The organism is Hylemonella gracilis, assembly GCF_004328645.1.
GTDB classification, from domain to species: domain Bacteria; phylum Pseudomonadota; class Gammaproteobacteria; order Burkholderiales; family Burkholderiaceae_C; genus Hylemonella; species Hylemonella gracilis_B.
Genome location: NZ_CP031395.1, coordinates 782,819 through 802,497, shown reverse-complemented (window position 1 = coordinate 802,497; position 19,679 = coordinate 782,819). Strand labels below are relative to the sequence as shown.

11 protein-coding genes are annotated in these 19,679 nt (G+C 67.2%); 4 read left to right on the top strand and 7 right to left on the bottom strand.

Features of this window, described 5'->3' with window-relative positions; genetic code table 11:
- Positions 1-7: 7 nt before the first annotated feature.
- From secD to mltA, 4 genes are all read right to left on the bottom strand, one after another.
- Positions 8-1,918, bottom strand: a complete 1,911-nt coding sequence (secD, locus tag DW355_RS03875) for a protein translocase subunit SecD (protein ID WP_131278037.1) — start codon at positions 1,916-1,918, stop codon at positions 8-10.
- A 93-nt stretch (positions 1,919-2,011) separates the two neighbouring features.
- Complete coding sequence (gene yajC, locus DW355_RS03870) at positions 2,012-2,344, bottom strand: preprotein translocase subunit YajC (RefSeq protein WP_131278036.1); 333 nt, start codon at positions 2,342-2,344, stop codon at positions 2,012-2,014.
- A gap of 138 nt (positions 2,345-2,482) precedes the next feature.
- Positions 2,483-6,124, bottom strand: coding sequence for an indolepyruvate ferredoxin oxidoreductase family protein (locus tag DW355_RS03865; RefSeq protein ID WP_131278035.1), 3,642 nt, complete (start codon positions 6,122-6,124; stop codon positions 2,483-2,485).
- Between the two features lie 204 nt (positions 6,125-6,328).
- Positions 6,329-7,513, bottom strand: a complete 1,185-nt coding sequence (gene mltA, locus DW355_RS03860; RefSeq protein ID WP_242671296.1) for a murein transglycosylase A — start codon at positions 7,511-7,513, stop codon at positions 6,329-6,331.
- A 79-nt stretch (positions 7,514-7,592) separates the two neighbouring features.
- On the opposite strand from mltA, the gene DW355_RS17860 reads away from it, so the two are divergent.
- The gene (locus DW355_RS17860; RefSeq protein WP_207388075.1) at positions 7,593-7,748 is read left to right on the top strand and encodes a hypothetical protein; all 156 of its coding nucleotides are present in this window, start codon (positions 7,593-7,595) and stop codon (positions 7,746-7,748) included.
- A gap of 40 nt (positions 7,749-7,788) precedes the next feature.
- Here the strand turns inward: DW355_RS17860 and DW355_RS03855 are convergent, their stop codons facing one another.
- Positions 7,789-12,345 carry a YhdP family protein gene (locus DW355_RS03855; RefSeq protein ID WP_131278033.1) on the bottom strand — a complete coding sequence of 1,519 codons (4,557 nt, stop codon included), beginning with the start codon at positions 12,343-12,345 and terminating at the stop codon, positions 7,789-7,791.
- A 27-nt stretch (positions 12,346-12,372) separates the two neighbouring features.
- On the opposite strand from DW355_RS03855, the gene glnE reads away from it, so the two are divergent.
- A complete protein-coding gene (gene glnE / locus DW355_RS03850; protein WP_131278032.1) occupies positions 12,373-15,273 on the top strand; it encodes a bifunctional [glutamate--ammonia ligase]-adenylyl-L-tyrosine phosphorylase/[glutamate--ammonia-ligase] adenylyltransferase in 2,901 nt (966 codons plus the stop codon).
- 57 nt (positions 15,274-15,330) lie between these two features.
- Here the strand turns inward: glnE and DW355_RS03845 are convergent, their stop codons facing one another.
- A complete protein-coding gene (locus DW355_RS03845; protein ID WP_131278031.1) occupies positions 15,331-15,834 on the bottom strand; it encodes an adenylyltransferase/cytidyltransferase family protein in 504 nt (167 codons plus the stop codon).
- Between the two features lie 248 nt (positions 15,835-16,082).
- Here DW355_RS03845 and DW355_RS03840 point away from each other — a divergent pair, with 248 nt between their 5' ends.
- Entirely contained in the window at positions 16,083-17,309 is a 1,227-nt protein-coding gene (locus tag DW355_RS03840) for an HD-GYP domain-containing protein (protein WP_242671295.1), read from the top strand.
- 152 nt (positions 17,310-17,461) lie between these two features.
- Here DW355_RS03840 and DW355_RS03835 read toward each other — a convergent pair whose 3' ends face one another.
- Positions 17,462-18,076, bottom strand: a complete 615-nt coding sequence (locus DW355_RS03835) for a glutathione S-transferase N-terminal domain-containing protein (RefSeq protein ID WP_131282263.1) — start codon at positions 18,074-18,076, stop codon at positions 17,462-17,464.
- Positions 18,077-18,209: 133 nt separating this feature from the next.
- Between DW355_RS03835 and purB the strand changes: the two genes are divergently transcribed.
- The gene (purB, locus tag DW355_RS03830; RefSeq protein WP_131278030.1) at positions 18,210-19,589 is read left to right on the top strand and encodes an adenylosuccinate lyase; all 1,380 of its coding nucleotides are present in this window, start codon (positions 18,210-18,212) and stop codon (positions 19,587-19,589) included.
- Positions 19,590-19,679 lie beyond the last annotated feature (90 nt).

Below are 19,679 nucleotides of genomic sequence, written 5' to 3'. Positions count from 1 at the left end.
GTTTGTTTTACTGCTCCGTCTTCCCAGTCGCGTGACCCTCCGGCCGCCAGACCGTCCCGATGGACACGCTCTTGAGCTTCTTGCGGCTGCCGTACCAGAGGTTGACCAGCCCGCGCGAGAAGAACACGGCGGAGAACATGCTGGTCACGATGCCCAGGCAGTGCACGACGGCGAAACCCCGCACCGGCCCCGTGCCAAAGGCCAACAAGGCCAGGCCCGCGATCAGCGTGGTGACATTGGAGTCGAGGATCGTGGCCCAGGCACGCTCGTAGCCCGTCTGGATGGCCGCCTGAGGCGAGGCCCCATTGCGCAGCTCCTCGCGCACCCGCTCGTTGACCAGCACGTTGGCGTCGATGGCCATGCCCAGCACCAGGGCCATGGCCGCCATGCCCGGCAGGGTCAGCGTGGCCTGCAGCATGGACAGCACGGCCACCAGCAGCAGCAGGTTGACCGCCAGGGCCACGGCGGAGAACACGCCAAACAGCATGTAGTAGACGCACATGAAGGCCGCCACGGCGACGAAGCCCCAGGTCACGCTGGCAAAACCCTTGCTGATGTTGTCGGCGCCCAGGCTGGGGCCGATGGTGCGTTCCTCGATGATCTCCATCGGCGCGGCCAGCGAGCCGGCGCGCAGCAGCAGGGCGGTATCGGCCGCCTCGGTCGTGCTCATGCGACCAGAGATCTGCACCCGACCACCCCCGATCTCACCCCGGATGACCGGCGCGGTCACGACCTCGCCCTGGCCCTTCTCGAACAGGATGATGGCCATGCGCTTGCCGATGTTCTCGCGCGTCACATCCTTGAAGATGCGCGCGCCCTTGGCGTCCAGCACCAGGTTGACGGTCGGCTCATGGGTCTGGCTGTCAAAGCCTGGCTGCGCGTCGGTCAGGTTCTCACCGGTCAGGACCACCTGCTTCCTGACGATGACGGGCTGGCCATTGCGCTCGAGGTAGCGCTCGGACGTGAAGGGCACCGGACCGGTGCCCAGCTCGGCGGCGCGGCCTTCCGTGCTCTCGTCCACCATGCGCAGTTCCAGCGTGGCGGTGCGGCCCAGGATGTCCTTGGCCTTGGCCGTGTCCTGCACGCCGGGCAGCTGCACGACGATGCGGTCGGCGCCCTGCTGCTGGATCACCGGCTCGGCCACGCCGAGTTCGTTGATGCGGTTGTGCAGGGTGGTGATGTTCTGCTTGAGCGCCTGCTCCTGCACCAGCCGCATGGCCGCAGGCTTGAGGCCCAGACTCAGCTTGGTGTCGGCGCCGTCGCTGCTCTCGGCGAGTTGCAGATCACCGAATTGGTCCAGCAGCACGCGCCGGGTGGCGTCCAGCGTGGCGGCGGCGTCAGCGCCTGTGCCACGCAGGCGGATTTCGATCGTCTCGCCATTGCGCGCGATGCCGCCGTGCCGGATGTTCTTCTCACGCAGGGTGGTGCGCAAATCACCGGCCAGTGACTCGGCTTTCTTGGTCAGCGCGGCCTGCATGTCTACCTGCAGCATGAAGTGCACGCCGCCGCGCAGGTCCAACCCCAGGTACATGGGCGCGGCGCGCAGCGAGCTGAGCCAGGCAGGCGTGTTGGAGATCAGGTTGAGCGCCACGATGTAGGCCGAGGCGGCCGGATCGGGGTTGAGCGCGTGGTTGATCGCGTCCTTGGCCCGCAGTTGCGCATCCGGCGAATCGAAGCGCACGCGCAACGATCCGCCCGCTCCACCGGTGTCCAGCTGCACGGCCAGCGGCGACAAGCCAGCCTGCTTCAGCGCTTCCTCGACGCGCGCCTGCACGCCCAGGTCCACTTTCTGGCTGGCGCGAGCGGGCGACACCTGCACCGCCGGGGCTTCACCAAAGAAATTGGGCGCCGTATAAATGGCGCCCACCAGCAAGGCGATCACGATGATCGCGTATTTCCACAGCGGGTAACGGTTCATGGCGGGATCGCGCCGGACGAGGACACGAGAGAAGGGACGGGGTCGGAGCGCCGGGAGAACGAGCTGCGTCAGCCCGGCGTTCTTCCGGAGGACTTACTTCAGCGTGCCCTTGGGCAGCACTTGGGCCACGGCATGGCGCTGGATCTGCACTTCCACGCCGGAGGCGATTTCCAGACCCAGCTGGTTGTCGCCGACACTGCTCACGCGGCCCAGCATGCCACCAACGGTCACCACTTCGTCACCCTTGGCCAGGGCTTCGACCATGGAGCGATGCTCCTTCTGCTTTTTCATCTGCGGACGGATCATGATGAAGTACAGCACCACGAACATCAGCACGATGGGCAGCATGCTCATCAGCGACGATTGCAGGCCGCCTTCGGCGGCGGCGGCGGGCGCGGTCTGGGCGTAAGCGGTGGAAATGAACACAGTGGACTCCTGGCGGTTGTGAAGCGCACAGGCGGCCCACAAGGCCGCCTGTGCGGAAAGCCGCTGATTGTACGGGGGCCATCGGGCATGGCTGCGGTGTCCCATGCCGCCTTGTGGGATCAGCCGGCGGGAGTGGTCCTAAGACCTGACCTGAGCCCGCCAAGCCGCCATCTTGGTCGCCCAGACCGGACGCACAGCCGCCAGCTGCCGGGCTTTCACATGGCCGTAGCCCCGGATCTGCTCGGGCACACGCGCGATCTCGGTGGCAGCCGCAAGATTCTCCGCCGACAGGCCGGCCAGCAGCTCTTCGATGCAAGTCCGGTATTCACCCACCAGGGCGCGCTCGGTCTTGCGCTCTTCGGTACGACCGAAGGGATCGAAGGGTGTGCCGCGCAAGCCCTTCAGGCGGGCCAGTCCCTTGAAGAGCGTGAGCGTGAAGGCGCCGAACTTGCGTTTCTGCAACTCACCGCGCGCGTTGCGCCGCGCCAGCAGGGGCGGCGCCAGGTGGTAGTGCAGCTTGAACTTGCCCTCGAATTGCGCCCCGATGCGCGCGAGAAAGGCCGGATCGCTGTGCAGGCGCGCGACTTCGTACTCGTCCTTGTAGGCCATGAGCTTGAACAGGCCACGGGCCACGGCCTCGCTCAGCTGCGTCTTGCCGCAGGCCGCTTCGGCTTGCCGCACGCGCTCGATGAAGTCCCGGTAACGCTCGGCATAGGCCGCGTTCTGGTAGGCCGTCAGGAATTCGACGCGGCGCGCCACGACTTGATCCAGCGTGAGCGGCTTGTGGAACACCACGGTGTGCGGCGCGCGCCCTGCCGGTTCAAGCCGCTGTTCCAGGTCCTGGGGCGCATGGGCCGCGCGGCGGCCCCAGTCGAAGGCCGCCTTGTTCTGCGCCACCGCCACGCCGTTGAGTTCGATCGCCCGCAGCAGGGATTCCAGCCGCAACGGCACCCAGCCCCGTTGCCAGGCGTAGCCCAGCATCATGGGATTGGCGTAGAGGCTATCGCCCATCAGGCGCAGGGCGGCACTGTCGGCATCGAACGCACCCAGACGGGCGCCCGTGTCGCCGCCCAGGTCCGCGACGCCAGCCTCGCTCACGGCCCGGGCCACCTCGCTCGCACAGGCCGCGGCGGGGTTCTGCCAGTCGGCATCCCGCACGAAAGCGGCCGTGGGCGCGCCGTGGCTGTTGAGCGCCACGCGCGTGCGCCCGGGGCGCATGCGCAGCAGGGTTTCCTTGCCCACCGCCACGATGGGATCACAGGCGATGACCAGATCGGCCGCGGCCATGCCCACGCGCGTGACGTGCACGGACTCCTGCCGCGCGGCGATCAGCACATGGCTCCAGGTCGCGCCGCCTTTCTGTGCCAGCCCGGCTGCGTCCTGGGTCACGATGCCCTTGCCCTCCAGGTGCGCAGCCATGCCCAGCAACTGGCCGATGGTGATGACGCCCGTGCCACCGACTCCCGCGACGACGATGCCCCACACACCGGTCGCGTCCGGCGCCAGTTGCGGAATGACCGGCTCCGGTAGCTCGTCCAGGCGGTCCACGGCGGGCACGAAAGGCTGGGCTTTCTTTTTCAGGGTCCCGCCCTCGACCGTGACGAAGCTGGGGCAAAAGCCCTGGAGGCAGCTCAGGTCCTTGTTGCAGCTGCTCTGGTTGATCTGGCGTTTGCGGCCAAACTCCGTCTCCAGCGGCTCCACCGCGAGGCAATTGCTTTGCACGCCACAGTCGCCGCAGCCTTCGCAGACCGCTTCGTTGATCAACACGCGCACGGCGGGTTCGCGCAGCGTGCCGCGCTTGCGGCGGCGGCGCTTCTCCGTCGCGCAGGTCTGCTCGTAGACGATGACGCTGGTGCCCTTGATCTCACGGAACTCGCGCTGCAGACGGTCCAGCTCGTCACGGTGGTGCACCCCCACGCCGGGCGCGATCGGGAGACCCCGGTACTTTCCGGGCTCGTCGCTCACGATGACGAGCCGGGACACGCCTTCAGACAGCAGGCTGTTCATGATCTGCAGCACGCTGTGTCCCTCGGGTCGTTCGCCGATCTGCTGACCGCCCGTCATTGCCACCGCGTCGTTGTAGAGGATCTTGTAGGTGATGTTCACGCCCGCGGCGATGGCCTGTCGGATGGCGAGGATGCCGCTGTGGAAATAAGTGCCGTCGCCCAGGTTGGCGAAGACATGCTGCTCGTGCGTGAACGGCTGCTGACCCACCCAGGGCACGCCCTCGCCCCCCATCTGCGTGAAACCCAGCGTGGCGCGGTCCATCCACAGCGCCATGTAATGGCAGCCGATGCCCGCCATCGCGCGCGAACCTTCGGGCACCCGGGTGCTGGTGTTGTGCGGACAACCGGCGCAGAACCAGGGCTGGCGCTCAGCCGCTTTCGAACCGCTCGTGCGCAGGTCCAACGCCTGCATCGCGCGCTCTTTGGCGTCGAGCACGGCCAGGTGCGCGTCCATGCGCGCCGCGGCGTCGCTGCCTGCGGGCGCCAGGCCCAGCTTCTTGAGGCGCCGCGCGATGGCGCGCGCGATCAGGGCCGGCGACAGATCGGCATTGGCGCGCAGCAGGGTGTGCGCCGCGGGGTTGGGCAAGGACCATTCCCCACCGAAATGGCTGCCCGCCACGTCGTCGCCCTCGTCGAACTTGCCCAGCACGTTGGGTCGCACGTCGGAGCGCCAGTTGTAGAGCTCTTCCTTGAGCTGGTACTCGATGACCTGGCGCTTTTCTTCCACCACCAGGATTTCGCGCAGGCCCTGGGCGAATTCGCGTGTGAGCTGCGCCTCCAGCGGCCAGACCACACCCACCTTGTGCAGGCGGATGCCGATTCGTCGGCAGGTCGCCTCGTCCAGCCCCAGGTCCAGCAGGGCCTGGCGGGTGTCGTTGTAGGCCTTGCCGCTGGCGATGAGGCCGAACACATCGGCGGGCCCTTCGATCACGTTGTGGTTGAGGCGGTTGGCCCGCACGTAGGCCAGGGCCGCGTACCACTTGCTGTCGTAGAGCCGCGCCTCCTGGTCCAGCGGCGCGTCGGGCCAGCGGATGTGCACGCCGCCCGGTGGCAGCTGGAAGTCTTCGGGCAAAAGGATGCGCACGCGCCCGGGGTCGACCTCCACCGCGGCGCTGGACTCCACGATTTCCTGGATGGTCTTCATGCCCGACCACACGCCTGCGTAGCGGCTCAGGGCCCAGGCGTGAATGCCCAGGTCCAGGATCTCCTGCACATTGGCCGGGAAGAACACCGGCAGGCCGCAGGCCTTGAACAAGTGGTCACTCTGGTGCGCGGCCGTGCTGCTCTTGGCCACGTGGTCGTCGCCCGCCACCGCGATCACGCCACCCCAGGGGGTGGTGCCCGCCATGTTGGCGTGCTTGAACACATCGGCGCAGCGGTCCGCGCCCGGGCCCTTGCCATACCAGAGGCCGAACACCCCTTCGAAACGGTTGCTGCCCGGCGGGGCAAAACCGAGCTGTTGCGTGCCCCAGAGCGCGGTGGCGGCCAACTCTTCATTGACGCCGGGCTGAAAGACGATGTGCTGCGCCTGCAAATGCGCCTTGGCCTTCCACAGCGCCTGGTCGTAGGTGCCCAGCGGGGAGCCTCGGTAGCCGCTGATGAAACCCGCCGTGTTACGCCCTGCCGCCGAGTCGCGCTGGCGTTGCAGCATGGGCAAGCGCACGAGGGCTTGCACGCCACTCATGAATGCGCGGCCACGCTCCAGGCTGTATTTGTCGTCAAGCGTGACGGTCTCGAGCGCGCGGCGCACGTGTTCGGGCAGGGGAGCGTTCATGACGCGGGTTCTCCATGATGGGCACGCCCCGGGGTGGCCGGGAGGCGGTGAACGTGAACCGCCTTGTGGGCGGGCCGCGGCGCCTGCTCACGGTCTCGCGAAGGTCGCGAGTCCACACGCAGGGCCTGGAGCCACTATGTCCGAACGCTGGCGCTTCATGCAGCCGGGTTTTCCCGCCGCCCGCACGCCCCCCTCTCCCCTGGCCTATTTGGGCCAGAGCACCCAAAGGCGCAGCGGCTGCTTGACCCTGCCGGCCACCGCCGAGGCTTCGGGGCCCGTGCCGACGAAGTAGTCGGCGCGCACCGCGCCGGTAATGGCGCTGCCCGTATCCTGCGCCAGCACCAGGCGCTGCAGCGGCAGGTAGCCGCTGCTGGTCAGCCAGACCGGCGCGCCGTAGGGAATGCTCTGCGGATCGACCGCGATGGAGCGCCCCGCCGTCAGCGGCACGCCCTGCGCGCCCTTGGGACCGACGAAGGTGTCGGCCTCGGTCAGCATCTGCTCCTGGAAAAAGACCACGCGCGGGTTGACCCAGAGCATTTCCTGCACACGCGCGGGATTGGCCGCGACCCACTGGCGGATGCCGGCCCAGGAGGCGTCCCTCACCTCGCCTTTTTGCAGCAGCCAGCTGCCCACGCTGCGGTAGGGCTGGTCATTGGTGGCCGCGTAGGCGACGCGCACCATGCGCTCGCGCCCATCGGCCTCCGTGATGCGCAGGCGGCCCGAGCCCTGAATCTGCAGGTTGAGCACGGACACCGGGTCTTCGAGCCAGGCGATTTCGCGCCCCCGCAGGGCTGCCTGCGGCTCGGACAGCGTGTCGATCTCCTCGCGGCTGTACCAGGGTTTGCGTGAGCCCAGCGGCGCGGGCGGCCCGGGCACGCGATAAAGCGGCGTCTTGAAGCGGGCGTCGGGCAAGCGCCGCGCGTCGGCCACGGGCTCGTAATAGCCGGTGAGCATGCCCTGCGACTCGCCTTCGAGATTTTCGATGCGGTAAGGCTGCAAGCGCGCCTGCATCCAGGCGCGACGTTCGTCGTCGCTGGCACTGGCCAGGCGTTTCACGTCGGCGCAAACGACCACCAGGGTGCCGGGACGCTCGCAGCTGCGCAGCCAGGCCGCCCACGCCTCGCCCAGCGTGTCGCCGCCAAAACCTGGCAACTCGGCCCAGTCCACTGGAATCCAGCGGCTGCGGGACTGCTGCAGCATGCGGCCATTGCTCGGGTAGTCGATGGTCGGCGCACCGGTTTCGGTGCCTGGCGGACCCATGCCTTCGGCGGCGCGGGTCAGGTCGGGGCGGGACGCATCCTGCACCGGCGGCGGCGCGCGATAGACCGACAGGTCACCGCAAGCGGCCAGCACCGTCGAAAGCAGCGGCACCAGCGCCCATCGGGTCATTCGCGTGATACGCCGCGGCGTTTCTACAATGCGCGGGCCGTTTTTTTCTTCTTCTCTTGTTCTGGTCGGGAATCGTTTCATGTGGTTGATTTTGCTTGAAGCCCTGGGCGCCTTGTTGATCCTGCTCTTCATCATCTGGTGGACGATGTTCTCGGGCCGCAGGCGCGGCGAGCTGGATCAGAACACGCAAGAAACCGGGGATGCCGGGGAGCAGGAGCCGACGCGCAAGCACTGAGCCAGGCCTCGCCCCAGCCCCGCATCGTCACATCCCTGCGTCACGGCTGCTCGGCGTTCGCGGGCGAGGACGCACCCGGATCGGCATCCGGCTGCGCCTCCTGGCTCGGAGACGCCTTGCCATCGTCTTTCTGCCGGTCCACTTTCTCCATCTGCGGGTTGGCCCAGCTTCCGGTGACGTGGTATTCCTGCGTGGCTGCCGCGATGGCGGGACGGCGCAGGATGGCCTGGGCCAGGAAGGTGGTCAGGCCCACGGCGGGGTTGATCCAGGCCGCGATCAGCGAAGCCGTGCCAGCGTTGATCTCCGGCACGATGACGACCCGCAGGTCCTGTGTCTCCTGAGCCAGGTTGGCCTGCCCGCTCATCAGCACGGCGGCGACCACGCCTTTCATCTGCAGGTTGTTGGTGCGCGCCACGCCGTCGGTCAGCTTGACATTGCCACGCACAAAGTCGAAGGAGAAACCGTCGGAGAAGAAGTCGCGAAAATCGAACAGCAGGCGCCGCGGCAGGGATTGCAAACTCAGCACGCCCAGCAGCCGGGCCGCGCCCGGCTCGACCTTGAGGAACTGGCCACGCTCGATGCTGATCTTGAGCGAACCGTCCAGCACGGCGACGGAAGGCCGCCAGGGCAGGCCATCCCAGGCCAATTGGCCCTGCATGCGCCCCGCACCCCCCTCGATCAGCCCGGGCTTGCCCAGGCGGGCAAGCAGGCCCCCGCCATCCTTGATCGCCAGCTGGAAATCCATCGTGCTGCGCCGAGTTGGGGAGGGCGCGGACCCCGGCCTCGGGGCCTCCGTGGGCACGGCAGGCCACTGGCCCTGCGCCGTGAAGTCGGCTTCCGGCAGCACGATGCGCAGGCGCCGCAGCTGCCAGACCCAAGACGGGCCCGTCTGGGCGCTGGCATTCTGCGCGGTCGCCGCTGGCACGTGGCCGGCTTCCACCTCCACCCGACCCAGAGACTGATCACCCAGGCGCAGTTGCTCGATCACCACGTCCAATGCCGGCAGGTCCAGGGCGTTGAGCGAGGCGATGTCGCGGTTTTCCTCGGCGGACTGGCCGACGGGGTCCACGGCGCGGAGAGGGTCGACCTCGGCCGCCGTCATGCTCAATGCCAATCGAGCCAAGCGCGCGTGCAGGTACCCGGCCTTGTCGGCGGCCCCGCCATCGTCCGTGGCGCGCGCGCCAGCGTCTGGCACCGCGACCAGGGGCATGCGGTAACTCAGTTCGCCACTGGCTTCCTGCGCCGTCAGCTGGGCCCGCCAGGTGCCGCGGTCACGGGTGACATCGACCTCCAGGCCGTGCAGGCTTTGCTTGCCGATTTGCACACGGTCGCCCAGCACGCGCAGTTGCGTGGGCAGGTAATCCAGCCAGACCGGGTCTGTGGCGTCTCGTGTCGCATCCGCACTGGCGCCGCGTGGCACATGGACGGCGTCGCTGCGCGTGTCCGTGCCCTGTTGGACCGCGTCCAGCCAGGCGTTCACATCGAGCGTGCCCAGGCGCAGCAGGGCGCGCACGCCCGTGTCCGGCAAGGCCAGAGCATCGCGTGGTGACTGCGCCGCGTCCTGGGTGGCCAGATCAAGCTGGAACAGGCCTCTCAGCACGCGTGGCCGTTCCTGCTCCGCCAGGTGCACGCGTTCGTAGCGTAGCTGCAGCAAGCGCCCAATCTCCAGGCTGAGCCGGTCGTGCCAGCCGCGTCGCGCTCCAGCCGTCGCGACGTCCGGCATCGCCTGGCTGACCTCGCCCTCGTCGCGTGGGGACCGCCGCTCCAGCTGCACACGCACTGGCAGCGTTTGATCGGCGGATTTGCGCAAGGGCGCGGGCAGGCTGAGGGCCAGGCCCCGCAAGTCGGTGCGCAGGGAGAACTCTGGGGCACCCTCGTTCAGGCCGAACTCGGCTTCGTAGCGGGCGCTGCCTTCCATTTGCCGCGCCAGCGCGGCCAGCTTGTGCAGACCCTCACCGCTGCGGTCATCCTGCGCCGCCTGCCGCAGGCCCTGGGCCGTGAACTGCCCCTGCACGCGCAGGCGCGGCTGGACCGTCGGCAACGGCGTGGCCGGCACGGGCACCAAGGCGGACTTGAACGTGGATTGCAGCGTCAGCGCGCCCGGCACGGGCATGGTGCCACCCTCGGCCTGAACTTCGCCCCCCAGCACGCGGGCATGCACCGCGCTCAAGGCGAAGCCCTGCTCGCTGAAATGCACGAGGCCGCGCGCCTGGGTCAAGACGGGCAGGCCGGGCGCGGGCCGCAGCGTGTTGCCCGCCAGCAGCAGCTGGCCCTGGACCGTGCTGGCCTTGAGGTCCGCCAACGGCAGGTCCAGCCGCAAGCGCAGGGCCGCGTCGCCAGTCGCACGGGCCTGCCCCAGCGCGCTCATGCGCAGGACGTCCATGGGTGACGCAGCCACCATGCGCTGCAGCATCTCGTCCAGCGCACCGGTGAAGTTGAGATCGGTCTGCACGCGCAGGCCGGTCCCCAACTCGGGGATCTGGACCTGGCTTTGCGTGAGCTGTACGCGCGGCGCGCCCGCGATCGCCGCACTGACGTTGCGCAATTGCAGGCTGGCGCGCTCCATCACGAACTCACCACGCAGGTCCTGCAGGGCCGGCCAGGGCAACTGGCCCTCGGTCTGCAGCGAGGGCGGCAAATAGACGAAGGTCGTGTCCTGAACCTGGGCCGTGACGCGGAATTCCCCCCCACCCTGGCGGAAAGGGAACTGGTCCAGGTCGCCCCGCAGCCGCAAGCGAACTTGGCTGGCCTGGCCACGGGGCAGGGCGTCGCGCAGGTAGCGGCGCGCGTCCTCAGGCAGGGACAAAGGCAGGTAACGATGCAGTTTCGCCAGATCCATCCGGCTGAGACTGCCTTGCAGGTCCAGCTGGCCCAGGCCGGCGGAGGGCGCCGCTCCCTTGGCGCCAACCCGGGACGCTTTCCATTCGCCCTGGAAATCGCCCTGCAGATCGGCGTTGGCGACCCTGGCATTGCTGATCTGCACGCTGTCCAGCCCTCCCCCCTTGACACGCCAGCGCAGATCGGCGCTGAGTGGGTCCAGCGCGAGGCGCGCGGGCTCGAACAGGCCGGGCAGTTCCAGGAAGCCTTGGCGCAACTGAACCTTGGCGTTACCGCCGTCCTGGTTCATGTCGAAATCAACGCTGAGCCCCGCCACCCCTGGCGTGCTTCGACCCGGGGTGGCTCCTGTTGCAAGCTCGGAGGCCATTTGCGCCGCCACCTCCAAGCCCACCAGGCTACCTTCGGCTTCGTAGCGCTCGGGCATGGCGCCGGATACCCCTTGCCAGTTCGCCTGCAGACGCTCGATGCGTCCATGGGGCGCATACCCGCGCAAGGCTTGGTGCGCTTGCGCAGACAGCGGGAGGTAGCGGGCCAGCTCGGCGAGCACGGCTATGTCGATGTCCTGCAAGCGCAGGGCGCCGAGGGTCTGACCAGGCCGGTATTCGGCCAGGCTCACGCGGGCATCACCGCCGGACCAAACCAGACCATCTCGGCTGTCAAAGCGCATGCCCTCGGTGTAGATCTCATAGCTACCGTCCTGCAACGCCCCACCGAGACTGGCGCCCCAGCGCGCGCCGATGCGGCCAGCGAAACGGTTCAATTCCAGCGCCGGCAGCTCGGGCCCCAGTTTGAGCAGCAACTGGCGCAGCGCCACATCCAGCGTCATCGTATTGATGCGCCCTTCCTCGACATCCACCCAGGCGCGCAAGGCGCCCGTGCCGCCTTCGGCATGGATGTGCGCCAGCTCCGCGGGCCACACCACGCGCTGCTTCAGGACGTCCAGGTCGACACGCTCGAGCTCGGCATACAACAATCCGTCCCAGCGCTGCCACTCGCCCGCGCGGGCGAAGAACAACGGTTCGCGAAAACGACCGCGCAGGCTGACACGTCCACCCAGGTCGGCGGGCGCCTGCGCGTCCAGCCGCCATTCGTGCGTGCGCGCGCCGTTGCGCAGGCGAAACTCCAAGCCATGCAACTCGACCGCAGGGACTGGGCGTGTTTCATCGATCCAGTGCACGCGTCCGCCCGTGACGCGCCATTCGGTCTGGGACAGCACCCAATCCGCCAGCCGCCCATCGCCCTCGGACTGTTGCGGCACCTCGATGCCGGCGATGAAGAGTCGCCCGTCGACGGTGCGGCGCACCGTCAAATCAGGCTGCTCGATCACGAGTTGGTCAAAACCCAGACGCAGCAGGGCCGACAAGGACAATTCCACCCGCACACGGGGCAGGGACAAAGCCGGGACCGCGGTAGTGTCGCCGCTGGCCTCGCCGTCGGCGGCACCACCAGGACCGGTGGTCTGCGCCCGCTCGTACAGCACCACCTCGTGCAGTTCGAAGGAGGGCAGCAGCCGGCCCTCGGTTTCGGCGCGAATAGCGCCGATGCGCAGGGGTCGCCCCAGCATCTGGGTGGCCTGCAATTCCAGCATCGGACGCAGGCTGTCGATTCGGGGCACAATGAAGAAATTCAGCCCCGCCCAGACGGCGCAACCCAGCAGTCCAAGCAGCAAGACCAGCCACCACACCACGCGGGTCAACCAGACCAGTGCCTGGAGCGACAGAGTTGGACGCAGATTCAGGCGATGCGGCAGGGCATTCATTGTGCAAATGGAAACTTCCCGAGAATTATGACCCGCAACGCGGCCACGCCCAGCCAACCGGACAACGCATGTGGCGTTTCAGCGCGCGATGAGGCAGGCTCCGGGGCCGACCATTCCCGGTATGTCCAACGGGTGCGCCGCCGCTACGCCGATCTATTGGGCCTGCTGCCCACCTTGCCAAGCCCCCCCGACGCCCTGGCGATTGCCCCCGACTTCGAAACGCTGCGTCAGGCCTATCGCCGACTGCGCGAACCCGCGCTGGGCGGCCATGACGCGGGCTCGGCCCTGCGCATCCTGCGCCAGTTGGTTCTGGAACGTCTGGCCGTGCTGGACATTGAGCACCAGACCCCGCTGCAGACCATCTGCCAGGGCATGACCGCGCTGGCCGAGTTCGCGCTCGAGACCGCCTGCGCCGAAGCGCAAGCCATGCTCGACGCCAGCCACGGCCCGGCCTGCAAGGCCGATGGCACGTCCTGCAAGTTCTGGGTACTGGGCATGGGCAAGCTGGGGGCACGCGAACTCAATGTCTCCAGTGACATCGACCTGATCTACGTCTACGAGGAAGACGGGGAAACGGCGGGAGACGCCCAAGGCCGGCAGCGAATTTCCAACCACGAGTACTTTGCCAAGGCCGTGCGCGCCATCGGTGGCCTGCTGGCGGATGTGACGGAACATGGTTTTGTGTTCCGCGTCGATCTGGCGCTGCGCCCCAACGGCAACTCGGGCCCTATGGCCTGCTCCCTGGACGCGCTCGAGGCGTACTTCCACGCCCACGGTCGCGAGTGGGAGCGGCTGGCCTGGCTCAAGAGTCGCGTGGTCGCGCCACGCGCGCGCATCGAGGACGGTGTAGGCAAACGGGATGACTCCGTCATGGCGCTGCGCGCCCTGGTGACCCCCTTCGTGTTCCGGCGCTACCTGGACTACAACGTCTTCGAGGCCCTGCGTGTGCTGCACCGCCAGATCCGTGAACACGCCAACAAGCGCAGCGCGGGCCGGCCCGAACGCAGCAATGACGTCAAGCTTTCGCGCGGCGGTATCCGCGAAATCGAATTCATCGTGCAGTTGCTGCAGGTGGTGCGGGGGGGCCAGTTCCCCGAGCTGCGCACGCGCCCCACGCTGACCGCTTTGCAACGCCTGGTCACAGCCGGCCTGATGCCAGCGACGACGGCGGGCGCGCTGGCCGAAGCGTATATCTTCCTGCGCCGGGTTGAGCACCGCATCCAATACTTGGACGACCAGCAGACCCACGTGCTGCCCACCCAGGACGCCGACCTGACCTGGATGGCGCGCAGCCTCGGTTACCTGGGTAGCCGGGGCGCTGGCTCCGACATCTGTGACTTCCTGAGCCAGTTGGATGCACACCGCGAAATCGTGGCCCAGGAGTTCGACACTCTGCTGGGCAACAGCGCCCCTGCGCCTGACAAGGAATGCCGGCGCTGTAGTCGCCAGGCCGACGCGGCACCGAGCTTCGACACCTTGCGAGCGCATCTGCCGCCCGCCTTGCACGAACGTTACGACCTCTGGCGCGCGCAGCCCCGGGTTCAAGCGCTGAGCGAAGCCGCCCAGACGCGATTGCTGCGACTGCTGGAACGCAGTGGGCGCATGCTGAATCTGCTGCCGCCGCAGGGCGCGGAAACCGTGCCGACGCCGGAGCCCACCGCCACCCTGGCCTACACCCGTCTGCTGGACTGGCTGGAACCGCTGCTGCGCCGCGAAAGCTACCTTGCCCTCCTGCTGGAACGCCCCGCCGTGCATGAACGGCTGCTGCGCCTGCTGGGAGCGGCACGCTGGCCGGCGCGTTACCTGCTCCTGCACCCGGGCGTGATCGACGAACTGGCCGGGCGCGAGTTGCTGGCCGCGCGGTTTGACCCCGCCGCGTTCGAGCGCGAGTTGGAAACGCGCCGCAGGGCGCTGCGCGCCACGGGGGACGGCGACGAGGAAGCGCTGCTCAACCTGCTACGCCGCGCCCACCATGCCGAGGTTTTCCGTACCCTGGCGCGGGATGTGGAAGGCCGCCTCAGCGTCGAGGAGGTGGCCGACGACTTGAGTGCCCTGGCCGACGCCGTGTTGCGCGTCAGCACTCGCTGGTGCTGGGACGCGCTGCGCAAGAAGCACCGCACCGAGCCTGGCGACGGACCCCAAATCGGCATCATCGGCTACGGCAAGCTGGGGGGCAAGGAACTGGGTTACGGCAGCGACCTGGACATTGTGTTCGTCTATGAAGACGCCCACGAAGACGCGCCCGAGGTCTACGCCCTGCTGGTGCGCAAGCTCGTCAATTGGCTGACGGTGAAGACCGGCGAAGGCGACCTCTACGAGATCGACACGGCGCTACGGCCCAACGGCAACTCCGGCCTGCTGATCACCACCTTCGACGCCTACGCCAACTACCAGCAACAAAGAGGCAGCAACACCGCCTGGACCTGGGAACACCAGGCCATGACACGCGCCCGTTTCGTGCTGGGCGCCGATGCCCTGCGCCAGCGTTTCGACGCAGTGCGTGAAGCTGTCATCTGCGCGCAGCGCGATCCGGTCGCCCTGCGGGAAGAAATCCTGGGCATGCGCGAGCGGGTGCGACAGGCGCACCCGACGCCCCAGGGCCTGTTCGACGTGAAGCAGAGCGCGGGCGGCATGATGGACGCGGAGTTTGCCGTTCAGTACCTGGTGCTTTCGCAGGCTGCGAACCATCCCGAGCTCCGCCGCAACAGCGGCAACATTGCCCTGCTGCGCGCCGCCGAGGCCGCGGGACTCCTGTCCGCGCCGCTGGGCACCGCAGCGGCCAACGCCTACCGCGAATTGCGTCGCATCCAGCACCAGGCTCGGTTGGATGAAACCCCGCCCCAGTTGCCCCTCGACCAAGTCGGCAGCGAACGCGCGACCGTGCTGGCGCTGTGGGCGGCGGTGTTCGAGACCAGAACTCAGCCCTGAGGGCGGCCCGCTCTGCGGGCCAATCCGGGAGCCGCATCCGCCCCGTGAACGTTTTTCTCAGCCCCGGATCTTTCTCACCAACGCGGTAGACGAGTAGCCATCCACGAAGGGCAGGGACACGGTCCGGCCGCCCCAGGATTCGACCAGGGCGGCCTCAGGCAACTTGCGCATGTCGTAGTCACCCCCTTTGACCAGGATGTCGGGCCGGATCTCGGCGATCAAGGCTTGGGGGGTGTCTTCGTCGAACCAGGTCACGAGGTCGACCACGCCCAGCGCAGCCAACAGGACCGCTCGGTCCTGCTCGTTGTTGAGCGGGCGTTCCGGCCCCTTGCCCAGACGTCGCGCCGATGCATCCGTATTCAGTGCCACCAGCAGGCTGACGCCCAGCGCCCGCGCCTGGGCCAGGTAAATGGCATGGCCCCGATGCATCAGGTCAAAGACCCCATTCGTGAAAACCAGCGGACGCGGCAACCCGGCCAGGCGAACAGGCAGTTCCGCGCGCGGACAGAGCTTGTCCAGGAAGGCGGGCGACGGCGCGGAGGGCGCAAGAGGAGTGGGCATGGTTGGCAGGTCATCGGCAGGTCTGCGCGTGCGGCTCGATCCTAACGGGAAGGAAGCCGGGCACAATGCAGCTCCCGACCCGGTCAGCGTCGACCTGGCATACCCCATGCATGGTATATCCCGGGCAATCCGGGACCTTGCCACCCACATGATGCGGTTACAAGCGCCGAAATCAGCACGCGGAACCAGCGGTTGGCGGCAATTTCCACCTTGGTGGCCATCCTATAAGCCTGCATAATCGACAATCTATGGCAACCGGCAAACTTGTTCCCATCAGCATCGACTCCATACGCATCGGGTATCCACTGGCATTCCCCTTGATGGATTCCGAAGGCGCGGTGATCGCCAACAAGGGATATTCGATTCCCGACCGCGCCACCATCCACCGGCTGGTGGGTCGTGGCCTGTCCTTGTGCATCGACCAGGCGGACGCCGAGGCGCACAACCGTGCTTACCGCGCCATGCTCAACGACATGGTGCAACGCGACCGTTCGATCGGTCGCATCGCCGATGCCCACGTCACCGACGCCAGCGCCGCTCTGGTCCGTGACGAGGAGGACGTGCCGATCGGCCCGCCCGACTGGCTGGATTACCAATCTGAGGCCAACACCATCCTGCGCGACGGCGACGGCCCCACCTTTCTGGGGCGCCTGAACCACCTGCACAAGCGCCTGCGTCAACACGCCATCCGCAACCCCGACGCCGCACTGCTCGCGCTCTTCCATCTGTCGACCAATGAAGTGCGCATGTACAGCTCCACCCACGCCATGCTGGTGAGCGTGATGTGCGGTCTGGCGGCCCGTGATGTGCTGGGTTGGCCGGAAACCGATGAAATGACGGTCAGCCTGGCCGCGCTTTCCATGAACGTGGGCATGACGGACCTGCAAGACAAGTTGACACAGCAGCAAGGCCCGCTCACGCCGGAGCAGCGACTGCTGGTCAACAACCACCCGCTGCGCTCGGTGGAGATGTTGATCAAGGCTGGCGTGCGCGACAAGACTTGGCTGGAAGCGGTGCGCAACCACCACGCGGCCGCGTCGGGCAATCTGACCGATCGCAACAGCATGGGCGACCGCATGGCCCGGCTGATCCAGCGGGCTGACTCTTTCGGCGCACGCCGTTCGCCACGCGCCACCCGCACACCCTCCTCGGCGGCGATGGCCATGAAGGCCACCTACTTCGACGAAAACCAGCAGGTCGATCAGGCTGGCGCGGCCTTGATCAAGGCCGTCGGCATCCATTCGCCCGGCTCCTTCGTCAAGCTGGTCACGGAGGAGATCGCCATTGTGGTCAAGCGCGGCGCCAACACCACCACGCCCAAGGTGGCGGTGCTGACCAATCGCGACGGCGTTGCGATCGTGGATCCGGTCCTGCGTGACACCGGCATGAGCGACTACCGCATCGCCGCCGGCCTCGAGTCACGGGACGTGAAGGTCAAGATCAACCTGCAGCGCATCCTGTCCATGACGGTCTGAGGCACCGACAGTCAGGCGCCTCCGCCACAGACAGCGCATGCCGCGGCCCCTCTGGGTCCGCGGCGTTTTTCATCCTGGACCCGCCCATCACATGCGACATGCCGGGCAACGGATGCGAAGAACTTGAAACGAACGCCGGGCGTCGCCGCGTTTCAGCGCGGCACGGTGTCCGCGAAACTGGGGCGTTGCATGAGCTTGTCGTGCAATTGAACCAGGTTGGCATATTGCACGCGCCAAGGGATTTGCGGAAAGCGCAGATCCATGTAACCCAGCGCGCAGCCCACGGCCACGTCCGCCAAGCCGAACTGCGCGCCCGCGCAATAAGGCTGCTGGCCTAGGCCCTTGCTCATGGCGGCCAACGCGGCCGTGATCTTGCCAAGCTGCCGGTCCATCCAGGCTTGGCTGCGCTCGTCCTCGGTGCGGTGCGGCCAGGTGGCTTCCATGCGCGCCAGCAGGCCAGCGTCCATCACGCCGTCGGCCAAGGCCTCCCAGGTGCGGACTTCCGCGCGTGCCCGACCGGCTGGTGGAATCAACCGCCCCACGGGCGAGAGTGTGTCCACGTACTCCACGATCACGCGGGAATCGAACAGGGCTTCGCCACCATCCAGGATCAGGCAAGGTACCTTGCCCAAGGGGTTGGATTCCGGGGCACGCGCGTCGGCGGACCACACGTCATCCAGCACAAAGTCGTACTCCAGCTTTTTTTCCGCCATCACAACGCGCACCTTGCGCACATAGGGGCTGGTGTAGGACCCAATCAGTTTCATACTCATGCGGTGGATTCTAGCGAGGGGCTCATGCCAGGGCCCGTATGAGCCAATTTCGAAACCATCCTGGGTCGTCCGGCCGAACGCCGAATCCCGCGCCGCCAGCAGCCGGGCGCCCTCTACAATTCCGGCCATGACGTTTTCCTCCATTTCGGCCCTTTCCCCACTGGACGGACGCTATGCGTCCCGGCTGGCACCCCTGCGCCCCTTGATGAGCGAGCAGGGCTATATGCACCGCCGGGTGCAGGTGGAGGTGGCTTGGTTCATCGCCTTGAGCGACGCCGGTCTGGCCGAGTTCCCCCCACTGTCTCCTGGCGCGCGCACATACTTGCTCAACCTGGTGAAGAATTTTTCCGAGACAGATGGCGAGGCCATCAAGGAAATCGAAAAGACCACCAACCACGATGTGAAGGCGGTCGAATACTGGATCAAGTCCCGCTTCGAGGCACGCCCCGAACTGCAGAAAGCCAGCGAGTTCGTGCATTTCGCCTGCACCAGCGAGGACATCAACAACACCAGCCATGCCCTGCAGCTGCGCAGCGCGCGCGACACGGTGCTGCTGCCGGCGCTGGACAAGTTGCTGCTCAAGCTGCGCGACATGGCCCACGCCTACGCGGAGGTGCCCATGCTCAGCCGCACCCATGGCCAGAGCGCCAGCCCGACCACGGTGGGCAAGGAGCTGGCGAACGTGGTGGTACGCCTGCAGGGGGCCTGCGACCGCATCGCGGGGGTCAAGATCCTGGGCAAGATGAACGGCGCCGTGGGCAACTACAACGCGCATCTCGCCGCCTGGCCGGAATTCGACTGGGAAGCCTTCGCGAAAAAAGTCGTGGAGACACCTGAACCCCTGGGCCTGGGCCTGAAGTTTCAGCCCTACAGCATCCAGATCGAGCCACATGACTACATGGCCGAGCTGTTCGACGCCATCGCGCGGGCCAACACCATCCTGGTGGATATTTCACGCGACGTCTGGGGCTATGTCTCGCTGGGGTACTTCAAGCAGCGCCTCAAAGCCGGAGAGGTGGGCTCCTCGACCATGCCACACAAGGTCAATCCCATCGACTTCGAGAACGCCGAAGGCAATCTGGGCCTGGCCAATGCCTTGCTGCGACACCTGAGCGAGAAACTGCCCGTCAGCCGCTGGCAACGTGACCTGACCGACAGCACGGTGCTGCGCAACATGGGCGTGGCGATCGGCTACGCCGTGCTGGCCTACCACTCGCTGGGGGTAGGCCTGGGCAAGCTGGAGCTGAACCGTGAGGCGCTCGCGGCCGACCTGGATGCCGCCTGGGAAGTGCTGGCCGAGCCCATCCAGACCGTGATGCGACGCTACGGCGTGCAGGGCGCCTACGAAAAACTCAAGGCGGCCACGCGCGGCCAGACCGTCACGGCGGCCGATCTGCATGCACTCATCAAGAGTCTGGACATCCCCGACGCCGACAAGCAGCGGTTGCTGATGCTGACGCCAGGGGCGTACACCGGCAAGGCCGCAGAGTTGGCAAAGCGGGCTTAGCCCACTCATCATCCTTCGGTGGCAGGGGGAAGCGCGCAGCGGCCGGGACATGGCCAATTCCGCGAGTGCCCTCCCATCGATAGTCAAACA

Excerpts from the sequence above, each read along its gene's own strand:
- secD (WP_131278037.1), bottom strand. The coding sequence starts at position 1,918 with ATGAACCGTTACCCGCTGTGGAAATACGCGATCATCGTGATCGCCTTG.
- DW355_RS03865 (WP_131278035.1), bottom strand. The coding sequence starts at position 6,124 with ATGAACGCTCCCCTGCCCGAACACGTGCGCCGCGCGCTCGAGACCGTC.
- mltA (WP_242671296.1), bottom strand. The coding sequence starts at position 7,513 with ATGACCCGATGGGCGCTGGTGCCGCTGCTTTCGACGGTGCTGGCCGCT.
- DW355_RS17860 (WP_207388075.1), top strand. The coding sequence starts at position 7,593 with ATGTGGTTGATTTTGCTTGAAGCCCTGGGCGCCTTGTTGATCCTGCTC.
- DW355_RS03855 (WP_131278033.1), bottom strand. The coding sequence starts at position 12,345 with ATGAATGCCCTGCCGCATCGCCTGAATCTGCGTCCAACTCTGTCGCTC.
- glnE (WP_131278032.1), top strand. The coding sequence starts at position 12,373 with ATGACCCGCAACGCGGCCACGCCCAGCCAACCGGACAACGCATGTGGC.
- DW355_RS03845 (WP_131278031.1), bottom strand. The coding sequence starts at position 15,834 with ATGCCCACTCCTCTTGCGCCCTCCGCGCCGTCGCCCGCCTTCCTGGAC.
- DW355_RS03840 (WP_242671295.1), top strand. The coding sequence starts at position 16,083 with ATGGCAACCGGCAAACTTGTTCCCATCAGCATCGACTCCATACGCATC.
- DW355_RS03835 (WP_131282263.1), bottom strand. The coding sequence starts at position 18,076 with ATGAAACTGATTGGGTCCTACACCAGCCCCTATGTGCGCAAGGTGCGC.
- purB (WP_131278030.1), top strand. The coding sequence starts at position 18,210 with ATGACGTTTTCCTCCATTTCGGCCCTTTCCCCACTGGACGGACGCTAT.